This window comes from Microbacterium sp. (assembly GCF_036566905.1).
GTDB lineage: Bacteria > Actinomycetota > Actinomycetes > Actinomycetales > Microbacteriaceae > Microbacterium.
This window is the reverse complement of record NZ_DATCVK010000033.1, coordinates 49508-67263: the sequence shown is the minus strand read 5'-3', so window position 1 is coordinate 67263 and position 17756 is coordinate 49508. Positions and strand designations below refer to the sequence as shown.

18 protein-coding genes are annotated in these 17756 nt (G+C 70.8%); 9 read left to right on the top strand and 9 right to left on the bottom strand.

Features of this window, described 5'->3' with window-relative positions:
* Nucleotides 1-181 precede the first annotated feature (181 nt).
* From VIP82_RS03580 to VIP82_RS03570, 3 genes are all read left to right on the top strand, one after another.
* Nucleotides 182-1312 carry an aminotransferase class V-fold PLP-dependent enzyme gene (locus VIP82_RS03580; protein ID WP_331905912.1) on the top strand — a complete coding sequence of 377 codons (1131 nt, stop codon included), beginning with the start codon at nucleotides 182-184 and terminating at the stop codon, nucleotides 1310-1312.
* A 258-nt stretch (nucleotides 1313-1570) separates the two neighbouring features.
* Nucleotides 1571-2926, top strand: coding sequence for an RNA 5'-3' helicase PhoH2 (gene phoH2 / locus VIP82_RS03575; protein WP_331905911.1), 1356 nt, complete (start codon nucleotides 1571-1573; stop codon nucleotides 2924-2926).
* 170 nt (nucleotides 2927-3096) lie between these two features.
* Nucleotides 3097-3780 (top strand): hypothetical protein, encoded by a 684-nt coding sequence (locus tag VIP82_RS03570; RefSeq protein WP_331905910.1) that lies wholly within the window; start codon nucleotides 3097-3099, stop codon nucleotides 3778-3780.
* 111 nt (nucleotides 3781-3891) lie between these two features.
* Here VIP82_RS03570 and VIP82_RS03565 read toward each other — a convergent pair whose 3' ends face one another.
* Genes VIP82_RS03565 through xseA form a run of 7 tightly spaced genes read right to left on the bottom strand, consistent with a single transcriptional unit; the run spans nucleotide 3892 to nucleotide 10443 of the window.
* On the bottom strand, nucleotides 3892-4548 hold the full coding sequence (locus VIP82_RS03565; protein WP_331905909.1) for a response regulator transcription factor: 657 nt from the start codon (nucleotides 4546-4548) through the stop codon (nucleotides 3892-3894).
* Nucleotides 4545-6053: a sensor histidine kinase gene (locus tag VIP82_RS03560; protein WP_331905908.1), complete on the bottom strand. Its 1509-nt coding sequence runs from the start codon at nucleotides 6051-6053 to the stop codon at nucleotides 4545-4547. Before VIP82_RS03560 ends, VIP82_RS03565 begins: the two co-directional genes overlap by 4 nt.
* A 48-nt stretch (nucleotides 6054-6101) precedes the next feature.
* Nucleotides 6102-7496 carry a class II fumarate hydratase gene (locus tag VIP82_RS03555; RefSeq protein ID WP_331905907.1) on the bottom strand — a complete coding sequence of 465 codons (1395 nt, stop codon included), beginning with the start codon at nucleotides 7494-7496 and terminating at the stop codon, nucleotides 6102-6104.
* Between the two features lie 44 nt (nucleotides 7497-7540).
* On the bottom strand, nucleotides 7541-8152 hold the full coding sequence (locus tag VIP82_RS03550) for a carbonic anhydrase (protein WP_404929977.1): 612 nt from the start codon (nucleotides 8150-8152) through the stop codon (nucleotides 7541-7543).
* A 35-nt stretch (nucleotides 8153-8187) separates the two neighbouring features.
* Nucleotides 8188-8835: a DUF4245 family protein gene (locus VIP82_RS03545; protein ID WP_331905905.1), complete on the bottom strand. Its 648-nt coding sequence runs from the start codon at nucleotides 8833-8835 to the stop codon at nucleotides 8188-8190.
* Complete coding sequence (locus tag VIP82_RS03540; protein WP_331905904.1) at nucleotides 8832-9077, bottom strand: exodeoxyribonuclease VII small subunit; 246 nt, start codon at nucleotides 9075-9077, stop codon at nucleotides 8832-8834. The genes VIP82_RS03545 and VIP82_RS03540 overlap by 4 nt, the downstream gene beginning before the upstream one ends.
* Before the next feature lie 10 nt (nucleotides 9078-9087).
* Nucleotides 9088-10443 (bottom strand): exodeoxyribonuclease VII large subunit, encoded by a 1356-nt coding sequence (gene xseA / locus VIP82_RS03535; RefSeq protein ID WP_331905903.1) that lies wholly within the window; start codon nucleotides 10441-10443, stop codon nucleotides 9088-9090.
* 157 nt (nucleotides 10444-10600) lie between these two features.
* Between xseA and VIP82_RS03530 the strand changes: the two genes are divergently transcribed.
* The 4 genes from VIP82_RS03530 (at nucleotide 10601) to VIP82_RS03515 (ending at nucleotide 13604) form a co-directional block, all read left to right on the top strand.
* Nucleotides 10601-11641 carry a 4-hydroxy-3-methylbut-2-enyl diphosphate reductase gene (locus VIP82_RS03530; RefSeq protein ID WP_331905916.1) on the top strand — a complete coding sequence of 347 codons (1041 nt, stop codon included), beginning with the start codon at nucleotides 10601-10603 and terminating at the stop codon, nucleotides 11639-11641.
* Nucleotides 11638-12231, top strand: a complete 594-nt coding sequence (locus VIP82_RS03525; protein WP_331905902.1) for a DUF6264 family protein — start codon at nucleotides 11638-11640, stop codon at nucleotides 12229-12231. The genes VIP82_RS03530 and VIP82_RS03525 overlap by 4 nt, the downstream gene beginning before the upstream one ends.
* 135 nt (nucleotides 12232-12366) lie before the next feature.
* The gene (locus VIP82_RS03520; RefSeq protein ID WP_331905901.1) at nucleotides 12367-12906 is read left to right on the top strand and encodes a sigma-70 family RNA polymerase sigma factor; all 540 of its coding nucleotides are present in this window, start codon (nucleotides 12367-12369) and stop codon (nucleotides 12904-12906) included.
* Nucleotides 12903-13604, top strand: a complete 702-nt coding sequence (locus VIP82_RS03515; protein WP_331905900.1) for a hypothetical protein — start codon at nucleotides 12903-12905, stop codon at nucleotides 13602-13604. Before VIP82_RS03520 ends, VIP82_RS03515 begins: the two co-directional genes overlap by 4 nt.
* 113 nt (nucleotides 13605-13717) lie before the next feature.
* On the opposite strand, the gene fbaA is transcribed toward VIP82_RS03515, so the two are convergent.
* Nucleotides 13718-14749 carry a class II fructose-bisphosphate aldolase gene (gene fbaA, locus VIP82_RS03510; RefSeq protein WP_331905899.1) on the bottom strand — a complete coding sequence of 344 codons (1032 nt, stop codon included), beginning with the start codon at nucleotides 14747-14749 and terminating at the stop codon, nucleotides 13718-13720.
* Between the two features lie 228 nt (nucleotides 14750-14977).
* Here fbaA and glpX point away from each other — a divergent pair, with 228 nt between their 5' ends.
* Both glpX and VIP82_RS03500 read left to right on the top strand, forming a co-directional pair.
* Nucleotides 14978-15967, top strand: a complete 990-nt coding sequence (gene glpX, locus VIP82_RS03505) for a class II fructose-bisphosphatase (protein WP_331905898.1) — start codon at nucleotides 14978-14980, stop codon at nucleotides 15965-15967.
* 143 nt (nucleotides 15968-16110) lie between these two features.
* On the top strand, nucleotides 16111-16323 hold the full coding sequence (locus VIP82_RS03500) for a UDP-N-acetylmuramyl pentapeptide phosphotransferase (protein ID WP_308869541.1): 213 nt from the start codon (nucleotides 16111-16113) through the stop codon (nucleotides 16321-16323).
* Between the two features lie 63 nt (nucleotides 16324-16386).
* Here the strand turns inward: VIP82_RS03500 and VIP82_RS03495 are convergent, their stop codons facing one another.
* Nucleotides 16387-17700 carry a DNA recombination protein RmuC gene (locus VIP82_RS03495; RefSeq protein ID WP_331905897.1) on the bottom strand — a complete coding sequence of 438 codons (1314 nt, stop codon included), beginning with the start codon at nucleotides 17698-17700 and terminating at the stop codon, nucleotides 16387-16389.
* Nucleotides 17701-17756 lie beyond the last annotated feature (56 nt).

Genomic DNA, 17756 nt, shown 5'->3' with positions numbered 1-17756 from the left:
AGCGCCGCTTCGGGGGCTGACCGACCGCGTCTATCCCACACGGAGCTTCTCCTTCGTCGAGGCGCTGGGGCCGGACCTCCGCGAGGTGGACTTCCTGCGGGCCATCCGCGACTTCACCTCGCGGGAGCGCCGCTTCGGGGGGTGAACACTGCGTCACACCGGCGGTCGCCGCTCTGCCAGAATGATCGGCGTGACCGATCTGGATTCTTATCTGGCGTCGTTCGATGGGGAACCCGGGTATCTGGACTGGGCGGCTTTCGGCCCGCTCTCTCCTGCGGTCCGCAGCGAGGCGCAGGGTGACACCGAGCTGCTCGGCTCGGGCCGGCGCACGAGCATCGAGCTCGTCGCCGACCACGTGCGCGAGGCCCGGGAGCTCGTGGCCGAACTGATCGGGACGGATGCCGAGCAGGTGGTGCTGCAGCCGTCCACCACGTACGGCCTGATGCACGCCGTCTACGGCCTGGCCGGAGGGCTCATGCTCGGCCGGGGGGAGTTCCCCAGCCTCACCGTCGCCGCCACACGCGCCTCGGAGGCGTTCGGCTCGCTCCAGCTCCAGTGGGTGGAACCCGCCGACGGGTTCATGACACCTGATGCGGTGCGTTCGGCCCTGTCGGACGACACCCGTGCGGTGGCGGTCAGCCTCGTCGACTTCCGCACCGGCTACCGCACCGACCTCTCCGCCCTGCGCGAGGTCATCGGCGATCGCCTGCTCATCGTCGACGCGATCCAGGGGTTCGGCATGGTCGAGGCCGACTACCTCGCCGCCGACGTCGTCTGCGGCCACGGCTACAAGTGGCTGCGCGCGGGCCGGGGGACCGGCTTCTCCTGGTTCGGCGAGCGTGCGCTCGAGCGCATCGCCCCCGTGCTGTCGGGCTTCCGCGGCGTGGACGGCGAACTGCCCGTCGACGCCGTGCCGGCGCCGTCCGCCTCCGCCCAGGCCTTCTCGGTCTCGGGACCCGACACGCTCGCCGCCGCTCGCCTCGCCACCGCCCTGCGCGAGGTCGCCGACGTGGGGGTCGCGCGGATCGAAGCGGAGCTCTCGGCGCGCGCGGCCGATGTCATGTTCCACGCCGACCGCTACGAGGTGCCGGTGGTCACGCCCCGCGAGCCCGAGCGCCGCGCGGGCATCGTCACACTCGAACCCGCACCGCAGGACGCCGCGCCGCTCGCCGCGTCGCTCGCCAACCACGGGCTCACGGTGACCGCCCGGGCCGGACGCATCCGCGTCGCGCCGCACGTCGGCACCGGCGCCGACACCCTGCGGCTGTTCGGCGATGCGCTCGCCGCATTCTCGTCCGCGCGGGTGTGGTGACGCCCTTCTCGAGCTGACGCCGGGTCGGTCGGGCAGGCCCCGGGCGGCCGGCCGCCCGATCGCCGCATCCGTTCATCGAATCGTCACATGATTCCAGCGTGTCGGGCGTGCCCAATGTCGGTGTGCGGTCGTAGCGTGAGGCCATCGGGCAAGGAGCCCGGTCGAGTCGGCCTCACGGATCGCGACTTCACGATCTACGACTCGGTACCCTGGTCGACTCGTGACTGCCGGGTGAACCACCCGGGGCGGGAGTGGGTTGTGACCACACGAGCACCACACGAGCAGCGCAGTCAGGATCTCGAGCAGGTCGCAGAGTCCGATCAGGATCTGCGCACCTATGTTCTCGACACATCGGTGCTGCTGAGCGATCCACGGGCGTTCTTCCGTTTCGCCGAGCACAGCGTCGTGATCCCCGTCGTGGTGATCACGGAGCTCGAGGGCAAGCGGCACGACCCGGAGATCGGCTACTTCGCCCGGCAGGCGCTGCGCCACCTCGACGAGTTGCGCGTCGAGCACGGCAGGCTGGACTTCCCGGTCCCCGTCGGTCAGGGCGGCACCCTGCGCGTCGAACTCAACAACACCGACTCCACGGTCCTGCCCTCGGGCATGCGCCTCGGCGACAACGACAGCCGCATCCTCGCCATTGCGATGAACCTCGCCCAGGACGGCCAGGAGGTCACGGTCGTCTCGAAGGACCTTCCCATGCGGGTCAAGGCGGCGTCGCTCGGCATCACGGCGGAGGAGTACCTCGCGGAGCAGGCCGTCGACTCGGGTTGGACCGGCATCTCCGAGATCGACGTGTCGGGCGATGACATCAGCGATCTCTACGAGAGCGAGGTCGCGGTCAGCGAGGACGTGCGGGGACTCCCGGTGAACACCGGGCTGATCGTCCACTCCGAGCGCGGCTCCGCGCTCGGGCGCGTGATCGGCGACGGGGAGTTCCGCCTGGTCCGGGGCGATCGGGAGGTCTTCGGACTGCACGGGCGCTCGGCCGAGCAGCGCATCGCCATCGACCTGCTCCTCGACCCGGAAGTGGGCATCGTGTCGCTGGGCGGGCGAGCCGGCACCGGCAAGTCGGCGCTCGCGCTGTGCGCGGCGCTCGAGGCGGTGCTGGAGCGACAGCAGCAGCGCAAGATCATCGTGTTCCGGCCGCTGTTCGCCGTCGGCGGGCAGGAGCTCGGGTATCTGCCGGGTGACCAGCAGGAGAAGATGAACCCGTGGGGCCAGGCGGTCTTCGACACCCTCGGGTCGGTCGTGTCGGGCAATGTGCTCGACGAGGTGATCGAGCGGGGCCTCCTGGAGGTGCTGCCGCTCACGCACATCCGCGGTCGCTCGCTGCATGACGCCTTCGTGATCGTGGACGAGGCGCAGTCCCTCGAGCGCAACGTGCTGCTCACGGTCCTGAGCCGGATCGGGCAGGGTTCCCGCGTCGTCCTCACGCACGACGTCGGCCAGCGCGACAATCTCCGCGTCGGTCGTCACGACGGCGTGGCCTCGGTCATCGAGACGCTGAAGGGGCACTCGCTGTTCGGTCATGTCACGCTGGTGCGCTCCGAGCGCTCCGCCATCGCCGCCCTCGTCACCGACCTTCTGGAGGCGGGCGAACTCGCCTAGAGGCCACGCAGCTGCACTGACGGCGCTGTCGGCCGGGATGCCGAATTCCCGGCCGGCGGCGCCGTCGGCGTATGAGAAGAGTCTCATCGCTGTTGGCACTTGTGCTGCGATCGGTCTGTCACCATGGATGGAGGGGAATTCGATCCGCGCACATGGGAGGCAGGAGAGACGTGGAAGCACGCACGGGGCTCGTGATCGGCGGCGTCACCGCCGTCGCTGCGAGCATCGCCGTCGTGACCGCGGTCGCTCTCGCGAACACCATGGCGCTGGCCGATTCACCCGGCACGAGCTTGGCCTCCGAGCACGTCGTCGTTCCCTCCGGGACCGCCCCCTCGGCGTCCCCTTCAGCCACCCCGGCCGTCACCCCGGCGGCCCCGGTTCCCCCGGCCGACGCCGAAGTGGTGGAAGCACCCGCACCGCTGGTCGTCGATCAGCCGCCTGCGACGGGCGGCTCGCGGCCGACCCCGAACACGCCTGACGCGCCCGAGCCCGCCGCGCCCGCCGATATCGAGCCCGTCATCGCCGCGGCGAAGGCAGCCGGGTCGTGGGAGGAGCTCCGCTCCTGGGCGACCGCGCATGGGTGGACCACCGCGCGGATCGACGCGCTGGTGTCGCGCCTGGAGCGCGAGCGGCAGACCGAGAAGACCGAGGTGGCCGAGCGTCCGGTGCAGACGCAGTCCGACGGTCAGCAGAACCTGGTCGCACCCGTGGAGGAGCAGAAGTCCTCAGCCGATCGCACCGCGAACGGCCCAGATCGTCCCGCACATGCGGGCGGAAACGTCGGGAACGGCAATGGCGCCGATCACGGCCCGAAGAAAGACCAGTCGCGCAACTCCCCAGACAAGCGCGACTGATAACGGCCGGATCCCCCAGTCCGGCCTTTCACAGCCCCCGGTGTCCCCCAGCACCGGGGGCTTCTTCGTGCGTGGGGGAGCCGGGCGGACCATGGACGCTCGGCGCCCGCCTCACTCCCAGCGGTAGCCGGCGCCGCGGACTGTGACGATGTGGTCCGGCCCGAGCTTTCCGCGCAGATACCGCACGTACACGTCGACGACGTTGGAGCCCGGATCGAAGTCCAGCCCCCACACGCGGCTCAGCAGCTGCTCGCGGCTGAGTACGCGGCCGGGGTTGCGCAGGAACTGCTCGGCCAGCGAGAACTCGCGTGCGGACAGATCGATCTCGCGTCCGGCGACGGTCGCGCGCCGCGCGAGGATGTCCAGCACCACGTCGCCGTGCGAGATGGACACGCCGGGCTGCGGGACACTCTCGCGCAGCCGGGAACGGACGCGTGCGAGGAGCTCTTCGAAGGTGAACGGCTTGGGGACGTAGTCGTTGGCCCCGGCATCCAGCCCGGTCACCGTGTCACGAGTGCTCGACCGCGCGGTCAGCATGATGACCGGCACCGCCGAACCGCGGGCGCGCAGTTCGCGGAGCACCTCGAAGCCGTCCATCGTGGGCAGGCCCACGTCCAGCAGCACGAGATCGGCGTCACCGCGCAGCGCCGCCTCGAGTCCCTCGGGGCCGTCCTCGACGACGAGCGTCTCGTAGCCGGCGGCTTCGAGCCCGCGGCTGACGAACGCCGCGATGCGCGGCTCGTCCTCGACGATGAGGATCCTGGTCATCCCGCTGCCTCCCGTTGCAGTACGACGTCTCCGGCACGAACGGGCACCGGCAGCTCGACCTCCGTGGGAGGCAGATGGATGGTGAAGGTCGCCCCGCCTCCGGGCGTGTCGGTCACGACGCAATGGCCGCCGTGTCCCTTGGCGATCGCATCGACGATCGCAAGGCCGAGGCCCGAGCCGCCGACGGAACGCTTGACGTGTGCACGGTCGAAGCGCCGGAAGATCCGCGTCCGCTCGTCCGGCGGGATACCCGGGCCGTGATCGCGCACCCACAGCCGCGCGCCCTCGAGGTCGCGCGCGCTGCCGATCTCGATCGGGCTGCCCAAGGGCGTGTACTTCGCGGCGTTGTCGGCGAGCTGGAGCCACGCCTGCAGCAGGCGGTCCTGGTCGCCGATCGTGTCGCCGTCGGCGACGGCCTCGATCGTCCAGACGTGGCCCGGGATCACCGCGACGAGCTCGCCGACGCGGGCGGTCAGCGACGCGAGGTCGACGGCGGCGAGGGTGGTCGAGTCGGCTTCGGCGGTCGCAAGCAGGTCGATGTCTTCGACGAGCCGCGTCAGGCGGTCGAGCTCGGCGATGCCGATGTCACGCGCCGAGGCCACGTCGGCGGCATCCAGCGGGTTCATCAGCTCGAGGTGACCGCGCACGATCGTGATGGGCGTCTTGAGCTCGTGACGCACGTCGTCGAGCAGTTGGCGCTGATCGTCGACCGAGTCCTCGAGTCGGTCGAGCATCGAGTTGACGGTGCGCGACAGGTCGGAGATGTCGTCGTTGCCGTGGGGGTTCAGGCGCAGCGAGAGGTCGGCGATCGAGATGGCGCTCGCTGTTTCGCGTAGATGGCGGATCGGGGAGAGCAGGCGTCCCGTCACGAACCAACCTACGACGCCGATCGCGGCGAGCACGGCGAGCGCCGCGACGATGTACGTCGCCATCGCAAGAGTCACTGGCTGCATTTCGGCGCCGAGGTCGATGGCCCGGATGTAGAGGCCTTGCCGAGCATCGCCCGGCATCGTCACGGGGATGGCGATGTAGCGCAGCGACCCTTGGTCGGTGACCGCCGTTCCCGACTGGACGCTGCCGTCGGCGGTGTCGGCCACCACACGGTCGATGAGCTGCTGATTCTTCGAGATGTCGAAGCCCGAGAGTGTCGAGGGGATCCACCGAGGCGTGCCGTCGATCAGCGCCAATGAGGCCTCATTGCGCGCCGGCACCAGGCGCGCGACGACCGCATACAGATAGTCGTCGATGGACTGGTACGCGTCGGTGTCCAGTTCCTCCGTGGCCTCAGGAGCGCCTCCCGGTGGTGCGTCGGCGGAGGTGTCTTCCGCCACCGCCTCCAGCGACGACACCTGGGCCTCGAGACGCTCGTTGACGCTCGCGAGCGCCTGCTCGCGCTGCACGAGGAACGTCACGCTGCCCACGATCGCCAGGCCGACGCACGCGACGGCGAGGATCGCTGCAAGGATCCTGACGCGCGCGGGAACCGGGCGGGGGGTTCGGGCCATGTCCCGATTATCCCGCCGACGAAGGGGTTGCGGCATGGGGCGGGCGGATCAGCCCGGGTGCGTCATCGAGAGGAGGTCCAGCTTCTCGTCCAGCTGCTCGAGAGTCAGCTCTCCGCGCTCCACGTAGCCGAGGTCGATCACGGCCTCGCGCACCGTGATGCCCTTCGCCACCGAGTGCTTGGCGATCTTCGCCGCCGCCTCGTAGCCGATGAGCTTGTTGAGCGGCGTCACGATGGAGGGCGACATCCCGGCGTACGCCGCGGCGCGCTCCACGTTCGCCTCGAGACCGTCGATGGTCTTGTCGGCGAGCACGCGCGACGTGTTGGCGAGGAGCTCGATCGACTCGAGCACCGCGCTGCCCATGATCGGGATCGCGACGTTCAGCTCGAAGGCGCCGGACGCTCCCGCCCACGCGACGGTCGCGTCGTTGCCGATGACGCGCGCGCACACCATGAGCGTCGCCTCGGGGATCACCGGGTTCACCTTGCCGGGCATGATCGACGAGCCCGGCTGCAGGTCGGGGATGTGCAGCTCGCCGAGGCCGGTGTTCGGACCGGAGCCCATCCAACGCAGGTCGTTGTTGATCTTGGTGAGCGACACCGCGATGGTGCGCAGGGCGCCGGATGCCTCGACGAGGCCGTCGCGGTTCGCCTGAGCCTCGAAGTGGTCCTTGGCTTCGGTGATCGGCAGCTCGGTGTCGGCGACGATGAGCTCGATCACGCGCTGCGGGAAGCCGAGGGGGGTGTTGATGCCGGTGCCGACGGCGGTGCCGCCGAGGGGCACTTCGGCGACGCGGGGGAGGACGGCCTGCACGCGCTCGATGCCGAGGCGGATTTGGCGGGCGTAGCCGCCGAACTCCTGACCCAGGGTGACCGGCGTCGCGTCCATGAGGTGCGTGCGGCCGGACTTGACGACGGTCTTCCAGAGCTCGGCCTTCGCCTCGAGGGCGACCGCCAGGTGGTCGAGGGCCGGGATCAGGTCGTCGATGAGCTCCTGCGTCACCGCGATGTGCACCGATGTGGGGAACACGTCGTTGGACGACTGCGACGCGTTGACGTGGTCGTTCGGGTGCACGGTCGCCCCGAGAGCGTGCGTCGCGAGGGTAGCCAGCACCTCGTTCATGTTCATGTTCGACGAGGTGCCGCTGCCGGTCTGGTACACGTCGATCGGGAACTGGTCGGCGAACTCTCCCGCGATGATGCGGTCGGCCGCGCCGGCGATGGCGTCGGCGATCGCGCCGTCGAGGGTGCCGAGCTCCTTGTTCGCCAGGGCGGCGGCCTTCTTGATGCGTGCGAGCGCCACGATCTGGGCCGGCTCCAGCCGGTCGCCCGAGATCGGGAAGTTGTCGACGGCGCGCTGCGTCTGGGCGGCGTAGAGCGCGTTCTTGGGCACACGCACCTCGCCCATGGTGTCGTGCTCGATGCGGTACTCGATGTCGGTCACGTCGTTGTTCCTCACGTGTCGGTACGGGGTGGGGGGAAGCCGGATCAGGCCTGGTCGGGGATGCCGACCATCACGTCGGGGACCGCGGTGCCCTCGGCGAGGCGGTAGTTGGCGCCGACGATCGCGAGGCGGCCCTCGGCGACGGCGGTGCTGATGAGCTCGGACGCGTGCAGCAGCTCGCCCACGGTGTCGCGGAGGTGCTCGCGGCCGACCTCGTCGGCGTCGATCTCGGCGGGGTAGACGCCGTCGACGGCGGATGCGCGCTGGACGCGGCGCACCGCGGGGACGATCGGCGAGATCAGGCGCCAGATGTGCGGCGGCAGCGGATCGGCCTCGGGATCGGTGATGTCGATCGCCGCTCGCACCGCGCCGCACGCGTCGTGTCCGAGTACCACGATGAGCGGCACCTCGAGCACCGCCACCGCGTACTCGAGGCTGCCGACGACCGAGTCGGAGATGACCTGGCCCGCGTTGCGCACGACGAACAGGTCGCCGAGGCCCTTGTCGAAGATGATCTCGGCCGCGAGGCGCGAATCCGCGCAGCCGAACAGGGCAGCGCGAGGACGCTGGCCGTCCGCGAGGTCGTGGCGGGTGTCGACGTCCTGGCGGGGGTGCCGGGGCTCGCCGGCCACGAAGCGCGCGTTGCCGCGCTGCATCTCCTGCCAGGCCTTGGCGGGCGTGGGCTGGTCGGTCACTCGGCCTCCTCGCGCAGTGCGGTGATCTGATCGGCGACGGAACGTGCCGTCTCTTCCAGTGCCTTTTCGCTCGCCGCGCCGTAGACGAGCACCGTGTCGGCGCCGGCGTCGGTCTCGAGGGCGACAGTGATGTTCCCCGTGCGATCGGGGTCGAGCTCGTAGCGCTCCCACGTGATGCCGTCGATGGTCACGGTGTCCTGCGGGGCGGCGCCCGAGAGGACGCGTGCCGCCCACGACTCGTCGGCGTCGAAGCCCTGCGCCACGCGCAGGAACCCGCGCTGGTCTTCGCCGGCGGGGGCGTAGACGACCGTGAAGGCGCGGACCGGGCCGTTGCCCTCGATGCGCGCGTTGTTCACCACCCAGCCGTCCGACAGCTCGGGCGTGATGACGGTGCGGCCTTCCGACGCCGCGATGTCGGCGGCGACAGCGGCGACGTCGATCGGCTCGCGCTCGGGGGGAGTGCCGCGGGGGACGGCGAAGATGATGACGACGACGACCGCCAGCGTCGCGAGCAGCGCCGCGATGAGGTTGCGCACGTTCTGGCTCGAGCGATAGACGCGCGACGACTCCGCCTTGCGGTCGGCGGTCTCCTCCGGCGTCTCGGGGCGGCCGAGCTCGGCGACGATGCGGGGTCCGCGTGTCATCGCGTCTCCTCGCCGTCCGCGCGGTCGACCGTCGACCGGGCTGCCTCGAGGCGCCGCTTGGCGCCGAGAAGCCACTCCTCGCAGCGCGCGGCGAGGGCTTCTCCGCGCTCCCAGAGGGCGAGGGAGTGCTCGAGGGTCGGAGCACCCTGCTCGAGTTCGGCGACGACGCGGACGAGTTCATCCCGCGCCTGCTCGAACGAGAGGGTCGCGACGTCCTCGAGGGCGTCGCTCGTCTCAGTCATGGCCTCCATCTTAGTTCGCGGCAGAGGGGGCGCCGTGCCCCGAGGGGTCGGGCTGCGCGGGGTCGGCCGGCGCGCTGCCGTCGCCGACGGACGGCTGTTCGGCGATCTCCCCGTCCGAGTGCGCGGCGAACGATCCGCGCCCCACCGTGACCACGACCGGGGTGGATGCCGGAGCCTGGGACGCATCTCGCACGATGACGCCGTCGGTCAGGTGCGCGATGGCGTAACCGCGGGCGAGCGTCGACGCGGGCGACAGGGCGCGGAGGGTCGCGCGCAGCTCGGCGGTGCGCCGTTCGTGCAGCTGCAGCGAGCGGTCCACGCGATCCCGCCCGCGCGCGGCGAGCAGTTCGACCTCGTGCGCGCGGGTGGTCAGCAGCGTCTCGGGCGCGCGCAGCACCGGTCGCGACCGAAGCTGCTCGAGCTGGGCGATGTCGTGCGAGATGCGCTGCGCAAGGCGCGTGTTCATGCGCGCGCGCAGCTGCCCGACGATGGCGCGCTGCTCGGCGACGTCGGGGACGACGCGCTTCGCGGCGTCCGTCGGCGTGGAGGCACGGAGGTCGGCGACGTCGTCCAGGAGCGGGTGATCGTTCTCGTGGCCGATGGCGCTGACCACGGGGGTGGATGCCGCGGCCACCGCCCGCACCAGGCGCTCGTCGCTGAACCCGAGCAGGGTCTGCGGATCGCCGCCGCCGCGCGCGATGATGATCACGTCGACGTCGGGCGCGGCATCCAGTGCCTTCAGTGCCGCGATGGTCTCGGGCACGCAGCGGTCGCCCTGGACGGCGGCGTACTTCGTCTGGAACCGCACCTGCGGCCAGCGCAGCTCGGCGTTGCGGTGGACGTCCTTCTCGGCATCCGAGTTCTCGCCGGTGATGAGGCCGATCAGGCGCGGGAGGAACGGCAGCGCCTTCTTGCGCGACGGGTCGAACAGCCCCTCCGAACGCAGCTGCACCCGCAGCCGCTCGAGGCGCTCGAGCTGGTCGCCGAGCCCGACGTGGCGCATCGCCGACACGCCGAAGCCGAAGTCTCCGTTCTTCACGAAGTAGTCGGCTTTGACGCAGGCGATCACATGGTCGCCGACCTTGAGGTCGCCCGGCAGCCGGTCGCGCGTGGACGACCAGATGCGGAACGAGATGGTGGCATCGGTGACGAGATCCTTCAGACGCCCGAACACGTTGCCGCCGCGCTGATTCCAGCCGGTGATCTCGCCCTCGACCCACACCGAGCCCCACGTCTGCACGAATCCGCGGATCGTGTCGTTGAGGCGGGCCACCGATGTCGGCGCCTGCGGCGAGGAGTCGCGCGGCCGCACCGAGTCGGCGGGCGGCGGCTCGCCGGGGACGGCGGCCGGCTGGAAGGTCGTCATGCGGTCCTTTCGTGCCCGAGGTGGGCTGCTCTCGCCCGCAGACCCTCGGGCGTCGCGGGCGGTCTCGCGGAGGCCCCGCTCAGGAGCCCGCCCGTAGAATCGAGGGGTGAGCATCAGCACCGCGGGCCAGACCCGAGCGAGTCAGGCCCCTGTGAGCATGCCCGTCCCGCGCATCCCGCGGCGGCGCGAACCGCTCAAGGATATCGCCGGCACCGGACAGAAGCGGGTGCTCCTGGCCTCCCCGCGCGGCTATTGCGCCGGCGTGGACCGCGCCGTCATCGCCGTGGAGAAGGCGCTGGAACGCTTCGGCGCCCCCGTCTACGTGCGCAAGCAGATCGTGCACAACATCCATGTCGTCACCGAGCTCGAGGCCGCGGGTGCGATCTTCGTCGACGAGGTCGACGAGGTGCCCGAGGGGGCACACGTCGTGTTCAGCGCGCACGGGGTGTCGCCCGCCGTCGTGAACTCGGCGGCCGACCGGGGCCTCCGCGCCATCGACGCCACCTGCCCGCTCGTCACCAAGGTGCACCGCGAGGCCGTGCGCTTCGCCCGCGACGACTACGAGATCCTCCTGATCGGCCACGTCGGCCACGAGGAGGTCGAGGGCACGGCAGGCGAGGCACCCGATCACGTCACGATCGTGAACTCGCCCGACGAGGCCGACACCATCGTGGTGCGCGACCCGTCGAAGGTCGTGTGGCTGTCGCAGACGACGCTCTCGGTCGACGAGACGATGGAGACCGTGCGGCGCCTGCGTGCCCGGTTCCCGGAGCTGCAGGATCCGCCGTCGGACGACATCTGCTACGCCACGCAGAACCGTCAGGTCGCGATCAAGAAGGTCGCGAAGGATGCCGACCTCGTGATCGTCGTCGGTTCGGCGAACTCGTCCAACAGCGTGCGGCTGGTCGAGGTCGCACTCGAGTACGGAGCCAAGGCCGCCTACCGCGTCGACTACGCCGACGAGGTCGAGCAGGCCTGGCTCGAGGGCGTCGAGACGGTCGGCGTCACCAGCGGCGCATCGGTGCCCGAGGTGCTCGTCCAGCAGGTGCTCGACGACCTCGCCGCCGCCGGATACCGCGACGTCGAGGAGGTGCGCACGGCGGAGGAGGACCTGCAGTTCTCGCTGCCGAAGGAGCTCCGGACGGATGCCGCCGGCAAGCGCGACGACCGTGCCCTCGGTGGCCGGAGCCGCGCATGAGCGACGCGTCCCCGAACACGGAGCCCGACCCGCCGGCGGCGCCTCGTACGGACACGTCGCGGCCCAAGCCCCAGTTCGGCGAGTACGCCACGCCCGAGGAACAGCGCGCCCGCATCCAGGAGCCCGCGCCGTGGCAGCAGGAGCCGCCGACGCCGGTCATGACGGATTCGCCGGCCCCCGGCATCCCCGCATCGCCCGCGCCCGCCGAACGGGGTCCGCGCCCGGTGGATCGCATCGTGACGTTCGCGCTGCTCGCGTACGGCCTGGTGAACGTCATCTCGTCGGTGCCGGCCTTCCTCGACTACGGCGCGTACGCCGAGACGCTGCTCTCGATGCTGGGCGTCGACGTCCAGATCACGGATCCCGCCGCCGGAAAGGCGTGGGGGATCGCCGCCGTCCTCGTCCTCGCGGTCGGATGGTGTGCGACCGCCGTGGTCTCGTGGTGGAGCGTGCGCCGCGGACGACTGACGTGGTGGATCCCGCTCGTGGGCGGCATCCTGTTCACGTTCGTCTCCGGCGCACTGATGGCCGTTCCGCTGATGAACGATCCGGCGGTGTGGCAGGCGCTCGTGGAGAGCGCCGGCGGCTGAGCCTGGAAGCTCACGCGGCCCCTGGGTCTGCCGCGATGCCGCGGCGGAGGTCCATACTCGTGATGACGGCGGGGGCGTAGCGGCTCACCTGAACCTGCGGGTGCCACGTCTCGTGTCTTCTGCGGGAGGTGATGGATGCCGCACGACAGCGTGGAGAGTCGTGACAGCGCCGCCGGCCGCGATGCCGAGCGGCTGGCCGCTCTGTACGATGCCCACGCCGCCCCGGTCTGGCGCTACGTCGTGCATCTGACCGGCGATCGTGCGGGTGCCGACGACATCGTGCAGGAGACGCTGCTGCGGGCGTGGCGGACGCCCAGGATCCTCGAGCAGGATCCCTCGAGCACGCGCTCGTGGATGTTCACGGTGGCCCGTCACCTCGTCATCGACGAGGCGCGCAGCGCGCGGCGCCGCCGTGAGATCGGTGTCGCCGAGGTGCCCGAGCGCGCCGCGCCCGACGCGACGGACGCGCTGTTCGAGGCGATCCTCGTCGAAGAGGCGCTCGCCGCGCTCACGACGGAGCACCGCGCCGTCGTGATCCGTGCGTACTATCGCGGGCTCTCCGTCGCCGAGATGGCGGACGAGCTCGACATCCCGCCCGGCACCGTCAAGTCGCGCCTGCACTACGGGCTGCGTGCTCTCCGGCTCACTCTGCAGGAGAAGGGGGTGACCCGATGAGCACCGACCACGTCCGCTTCGCCGACTGGGATGCCGCGTACATGGTGCGCGCGCTCAGCTCGGACGACCGCCGGCTGTACGAGGCGCACCTCGACGAGTGCCGCCTGTGCCGCGACGCGATCGCCGACCTCGCGCCAGCGCTGGGACTGCTGGCGCGCGTGGGAGTGGACCGCGCCGAGTCGCTCCTCGACCCGCCGGGCGACAGCGGCCCCGACCCGGCGGCCCGCGCTCGGATGGTGGCCCGGGGCACGCGCAGCGCGCGCCATCGGAGGATGCTCGCCTGGGGCGGCGGGATCGCCGCCGCGGCGGTGCTCGCGGTGGTGGTCGCCTTCGCGGTCACGACCTCGGTCGTGCCGGCGGCGGTGCCGGAAGATGTCGTCGCGCTCCAGCCGGTCACCGACGTGCCGCTGAGCGCGACGGTGGAGCTGACCGACGTCGCGTGGGGCACGCGCATCGCCATGGTGTGCGACTACCCGCCCACCGATGACCCCTATACGGCCGATCAGCAGTGGCCTTACGTCCTCGTGGTCACGTCGACGGACGGCACGGCCAGCGAGCTGTCGACGTGGCGAGCGGGTCCCGGGACGACCGCGCATCTGGATGCCGGAACCGCCCTCGACCGTGCCGACATCGCCTCGATCGAGGTGCGCGCGGTCTCGGACGGCCGTGTCCTGCTGCGGGGCGAGCCGGGAGACTGAGCCGCCGCCACCGGTGACGCGGTGAGACGACGGATGCCCCGGCGCCGAGTCCTTCGCAGGACCGGTGCCGAGGCATCCGAGGTGTCCGGGCACCTGGCCCCGAACGGACGCTGTTACGCGGCGAGGCTCTTGCCGGCGGAGCCGAGCTGCTGCGTGGCCTCGACCACGCGGGCGGCCATCGCCGACTCGGCGATCTTGCCCCACGCGCGCGGGTCGTAGGCCTTCTTGTTGCCCACCTCGCCGTCGACCTTCAGGACGCCGTCGTAGTTCTTGAACATGAAGCCGGCGACGGAGCGGGTGAAGGCGTACTGGGTGTCGGTGTCGATGTTCATCTTCACGACGCCGTTCGCGACCGCCGTGGCGATCTCTTCGTCGGTCGAGCCGCTGCCGCCGTGGAAGACGAGGTCCAGCGGCTTGGGGCCGGTGCCGAACTGCGCGGCGATGCCCTCCTGGATCTCACCGAGGAGCTCGGGGCGCAGCTTCACGTTGCCGGGCTTGTAGACGCCGTGGACGTTGCCGAAGGTGAGGGCGGCGATCCAGCGGCCCTGGTCGCCGAGGCCCAGGGCGTCGACGGCCTTCGCGACGTCGGCGGTGGTCGTGTAGAGCGCCTCGTTCGAGCCCTCGTGCTTGACGCCGTCCTCTTCGCCGCCCACCACGCCGATCTCGACCTCGAGGATCGCGTTGATCGCCTTGAGGCGGGGGAGGAGCTCCTTCGCGATCTCGACGTTCTCGTCCAGCGGCACCGCCGAGCCGTCCCACATGTGGGACTGGAAGATGGGGTTGCCGCCGTCGGCGACCGCCTGCTCCGAGGCCTTGATGAGCGGCAGCACGAAGTCCTCGAGCGCCGGCTTGGGGCAGTGGTCGGTGTGGAGGGCGACGGTGATCGGGTAGCTCTTGGCGACCTCGTGGACGTAGGCCGCGAAGGCGAGCGCGCCGGTCGCGCGGGCCTTCACGGTGTGGCCGGCGAAGTAGTCGGCGCCGCCCGTGGTCACCTGCAGGATGCCGTCGGAGCCGGCTTCGGTGAGTCCCTGCAGGACGGCGTTGACCGACTGCGAGCTGGCGGCGTTGATGGCGGGATACGCGAAGCCACCGGCCTTCGCGCGGTCCAGCATCTCGGCGTACTGTTCCGGGGTGGCGACGGGCATGGGTGCTCCTAGATCTTCACGGGTCTGAAGGGGTGTGGGTTCAAGGCTGTCGGTCCCTGCGGGCCTCACGCAAACTCTACCCAAGCCCCGGTTCGTGCACGGATGCCGGCGGCCCCCGGTGCGGTGGGAAACATCCGTCCCTGCGATATCGGAAAGAAACGCGATTCCTTCGCTTACCGTTGAGTGAAATTCCCCTGAATCGGGCCAGAGGCTGGCTAGGCTGACCGCATGGTCAGCCTTACCGCGGATATGAGTCCCCTCCACCCCGATCGCAACCTCGCACTGGAACTCGTGCGGGCGACGGAAGCGGCGGCGATCCGCGCGGTGCCGTTCATCGGTCGCGGCGCCAAGGAGGCGGCCGACGGCGCGGCCGTCGATGCGATGCGGGCCTTCTTCACCACGGTGAACTTCGACGGGACGATCGTCATCGGCGAGGGCGAGAAGGACGAAGCCCCCATGCTCTACAACGGCGAGCGCGTGGGCAACGGCCGCGGCCCGCAGGCCGACGTGGCGGTCGACCCGATCGACGGCACCTCGCTGACCGCCGCCGGGCGCAACAACGCCCTGTCGGTGATCGCGGTCTCGGATCACGGCACCATGCTCGATGCCTCGAGCGTCTTCTACATGGACAAGCTCGTCACCGGACCCGCCGGTGTGGGCGTCGTGGACATCCGTCTGCCGATCGGCGAGAACATCCGCCTGCTCGCCAAGGCCCTCGACAAGCCCGTCGACGAGCTGGTCGTGTCGGTGCTGCACCGCCCGCGCCACGAGCGCCTCATCGAGGAGATCCGCGAGGCCGGGGCGGGCACACGTCTCATGAGCGACGGCGACGTCGCCGGAGGCATCAACGCCGCCCGTCACAACGCCCGTACCGACATGTGCGTCGGTGTCGGGGGAAGTCCGGAGGGCATCGTCACGGCGTGCGCGATCAAGGCGCTCGGCGGGCACATCCAGGGCCGGCTCTGGCCGCGCGACGACGATGAGAAGCAGCGGGGCGTCGACGCCGGCCTGCAGCTCGACGGCTACGTCTACGAGGCGGACGAGCTCGTCAAGGGCAGCAACACCATCTTCGTGGCGACCGGAGTGACCGACGGTGCCCTGGTGGCAGGCGTCCGTCGCGAAGGCGGTTACGTCTACACCGAGAGCGTCGTGCTCCGAGGCGCGTCCGGCACGCTCCGCCGCATCACGTCGGAGCACCTCGTGTCGAAGTGGTTGTGACGCCTCAGACGGTGCCGGTGTGACAGACGCGGCGGATGATGCGCCTGTGACTGTTTCGTGACCGCCGTCGTGAGGGGACTCTGGCAGAATCGACTGTGGTGTCGATGGCGACACGACGGTGTTCCCGAAGCGAGGAGTTGACGATGTCTGCGCAGTCCGCCGATCCGTCGTCGCCCCAGACCGGCGCGCACGCCGTGGTCGCCAACGCGATCGATCCGGCCCGCCGGCCCGATGTGCTGCTGCGGGTGCGACGTGACGAAGGTCACGAGATCAGCGCGTGGTGGATGGTCGGCGCCTTCGTGGGTGTCTCCGCCGCCGTCATCGTGCTGCTGAGCTTCGTTCCCGGTGGCGCCTGAGTCCACCGCACGCGGCCTGCGCCGCGGAGTCTGACGGCCGCGGGCGACGCCGTCGCTCGCTCGTCATTCGTCCGGCGTCGCGATGCGCGCGCGCACCGCGCCCAGTTCCGCGGTCGCCGCGGGCTTCGGCGGAGCGTCGTCGATGCCGGCGAGCGTCTCGTCGAGCAGCTCGGGAGCCGTGAGCCGGCGAGGAGTCTTGTCGATGGTCGCCGGTTCGCTGACGGCGTCGAGCTTTGTCGCGTCGATGCCGGGGAACTTGCGCGCGCTCACCAGCACGCGCGTCTCGAGCGATCCCGCGAAACGGTTGTAGCTGTCGACGGTCCGCTCGATCGCGCGGCGCAGGTCGTCGGCGTGCGAGGCGAGCGACCCGAGCCGCTCGTAGAGCTGGTTGCCGAGGTCGAAGAGCAGCCGGGCCTCCTGCGTCACATCCTGCTGGGTCCACGTGTATGCGACGGTCTTGAGCACGGCCCAGAGGTTCACCGGCGAGGCGAGCGCGACGCGCTTGCCGAACGCGTAGTCGAGCAGCGAGGCGTCCTCTTCGAGCGCGGCCGCGAGCAGCGACTCGCTGGGAAGGAAGCACACGACGAACTCGGGACTGGAGGACAGACCCGCCCAGTAGGTCTTGCGGGCCAGCGCGTCGACGTGGGCGCGCACCGCCTTGACGTGCTTGTCGAGCAGGGTGCGGCGTCGCGCGGCCTCCGCGCCCTGGGCGGTCAGCGGGATCGCACTCGCCTCGAGGAACGCGTCGAGCGGCACCTTGGCGTCGACGGCGATGGCCTTGTCGCCGGGAAGGCGGATCACCATGTCGGGGCGGCCGGCTCCGGCATCCGTGGTGATCGATGTCTGCAGATCGAAGTCGACGTGCCGAGTGAGGCCCGCGGCCTCTACCACCCGGCGCAGCTGCGTCTCGCCCCAGACGCCGCGCGTGCTGCCGGATCGCAAGGCGCTCGCGAGCGACTCGGTGGTCGCCCGCAGCGCCTCGTCGGACTCATGCGCACGCCGGAGCTGTTCGGCGAGCGTGCCGAACTGGAGGTGCCGATCGCGTTCGAGGTCGTCGACCTTGGTGTGCATCGCGGCCAGCGTCTCTTGCACAGGAGCGAGAGCGCGGAGCACAGACTGCTCGCGCCGTTCGCGTTCCTCGCGCGCTGCCTGGTCGTGGCGGGCCTGGCTCGCGAGCTCGCGGTAGAGCAGCTGCTGATGCTCCAGCTGGGCCTGCACCCCCTGTCGTGCGGCCTCGGAACCGGCGAGGCGTGCCGTGAGATCAGCCTGCTCGCGGGCGGCGCGCGCCGCCCCGCGTGCGAGTCCTGCCGCCCACCCCGCCACGGCGCCGACGACGATGCAGGCGATCACCACCACACCGATCACGATTGCGTCCATGTCTCCAGCGTGGGGGATGCCTCCGACATGGCGTCCGCGCCGCGCGGCGGTGGGCT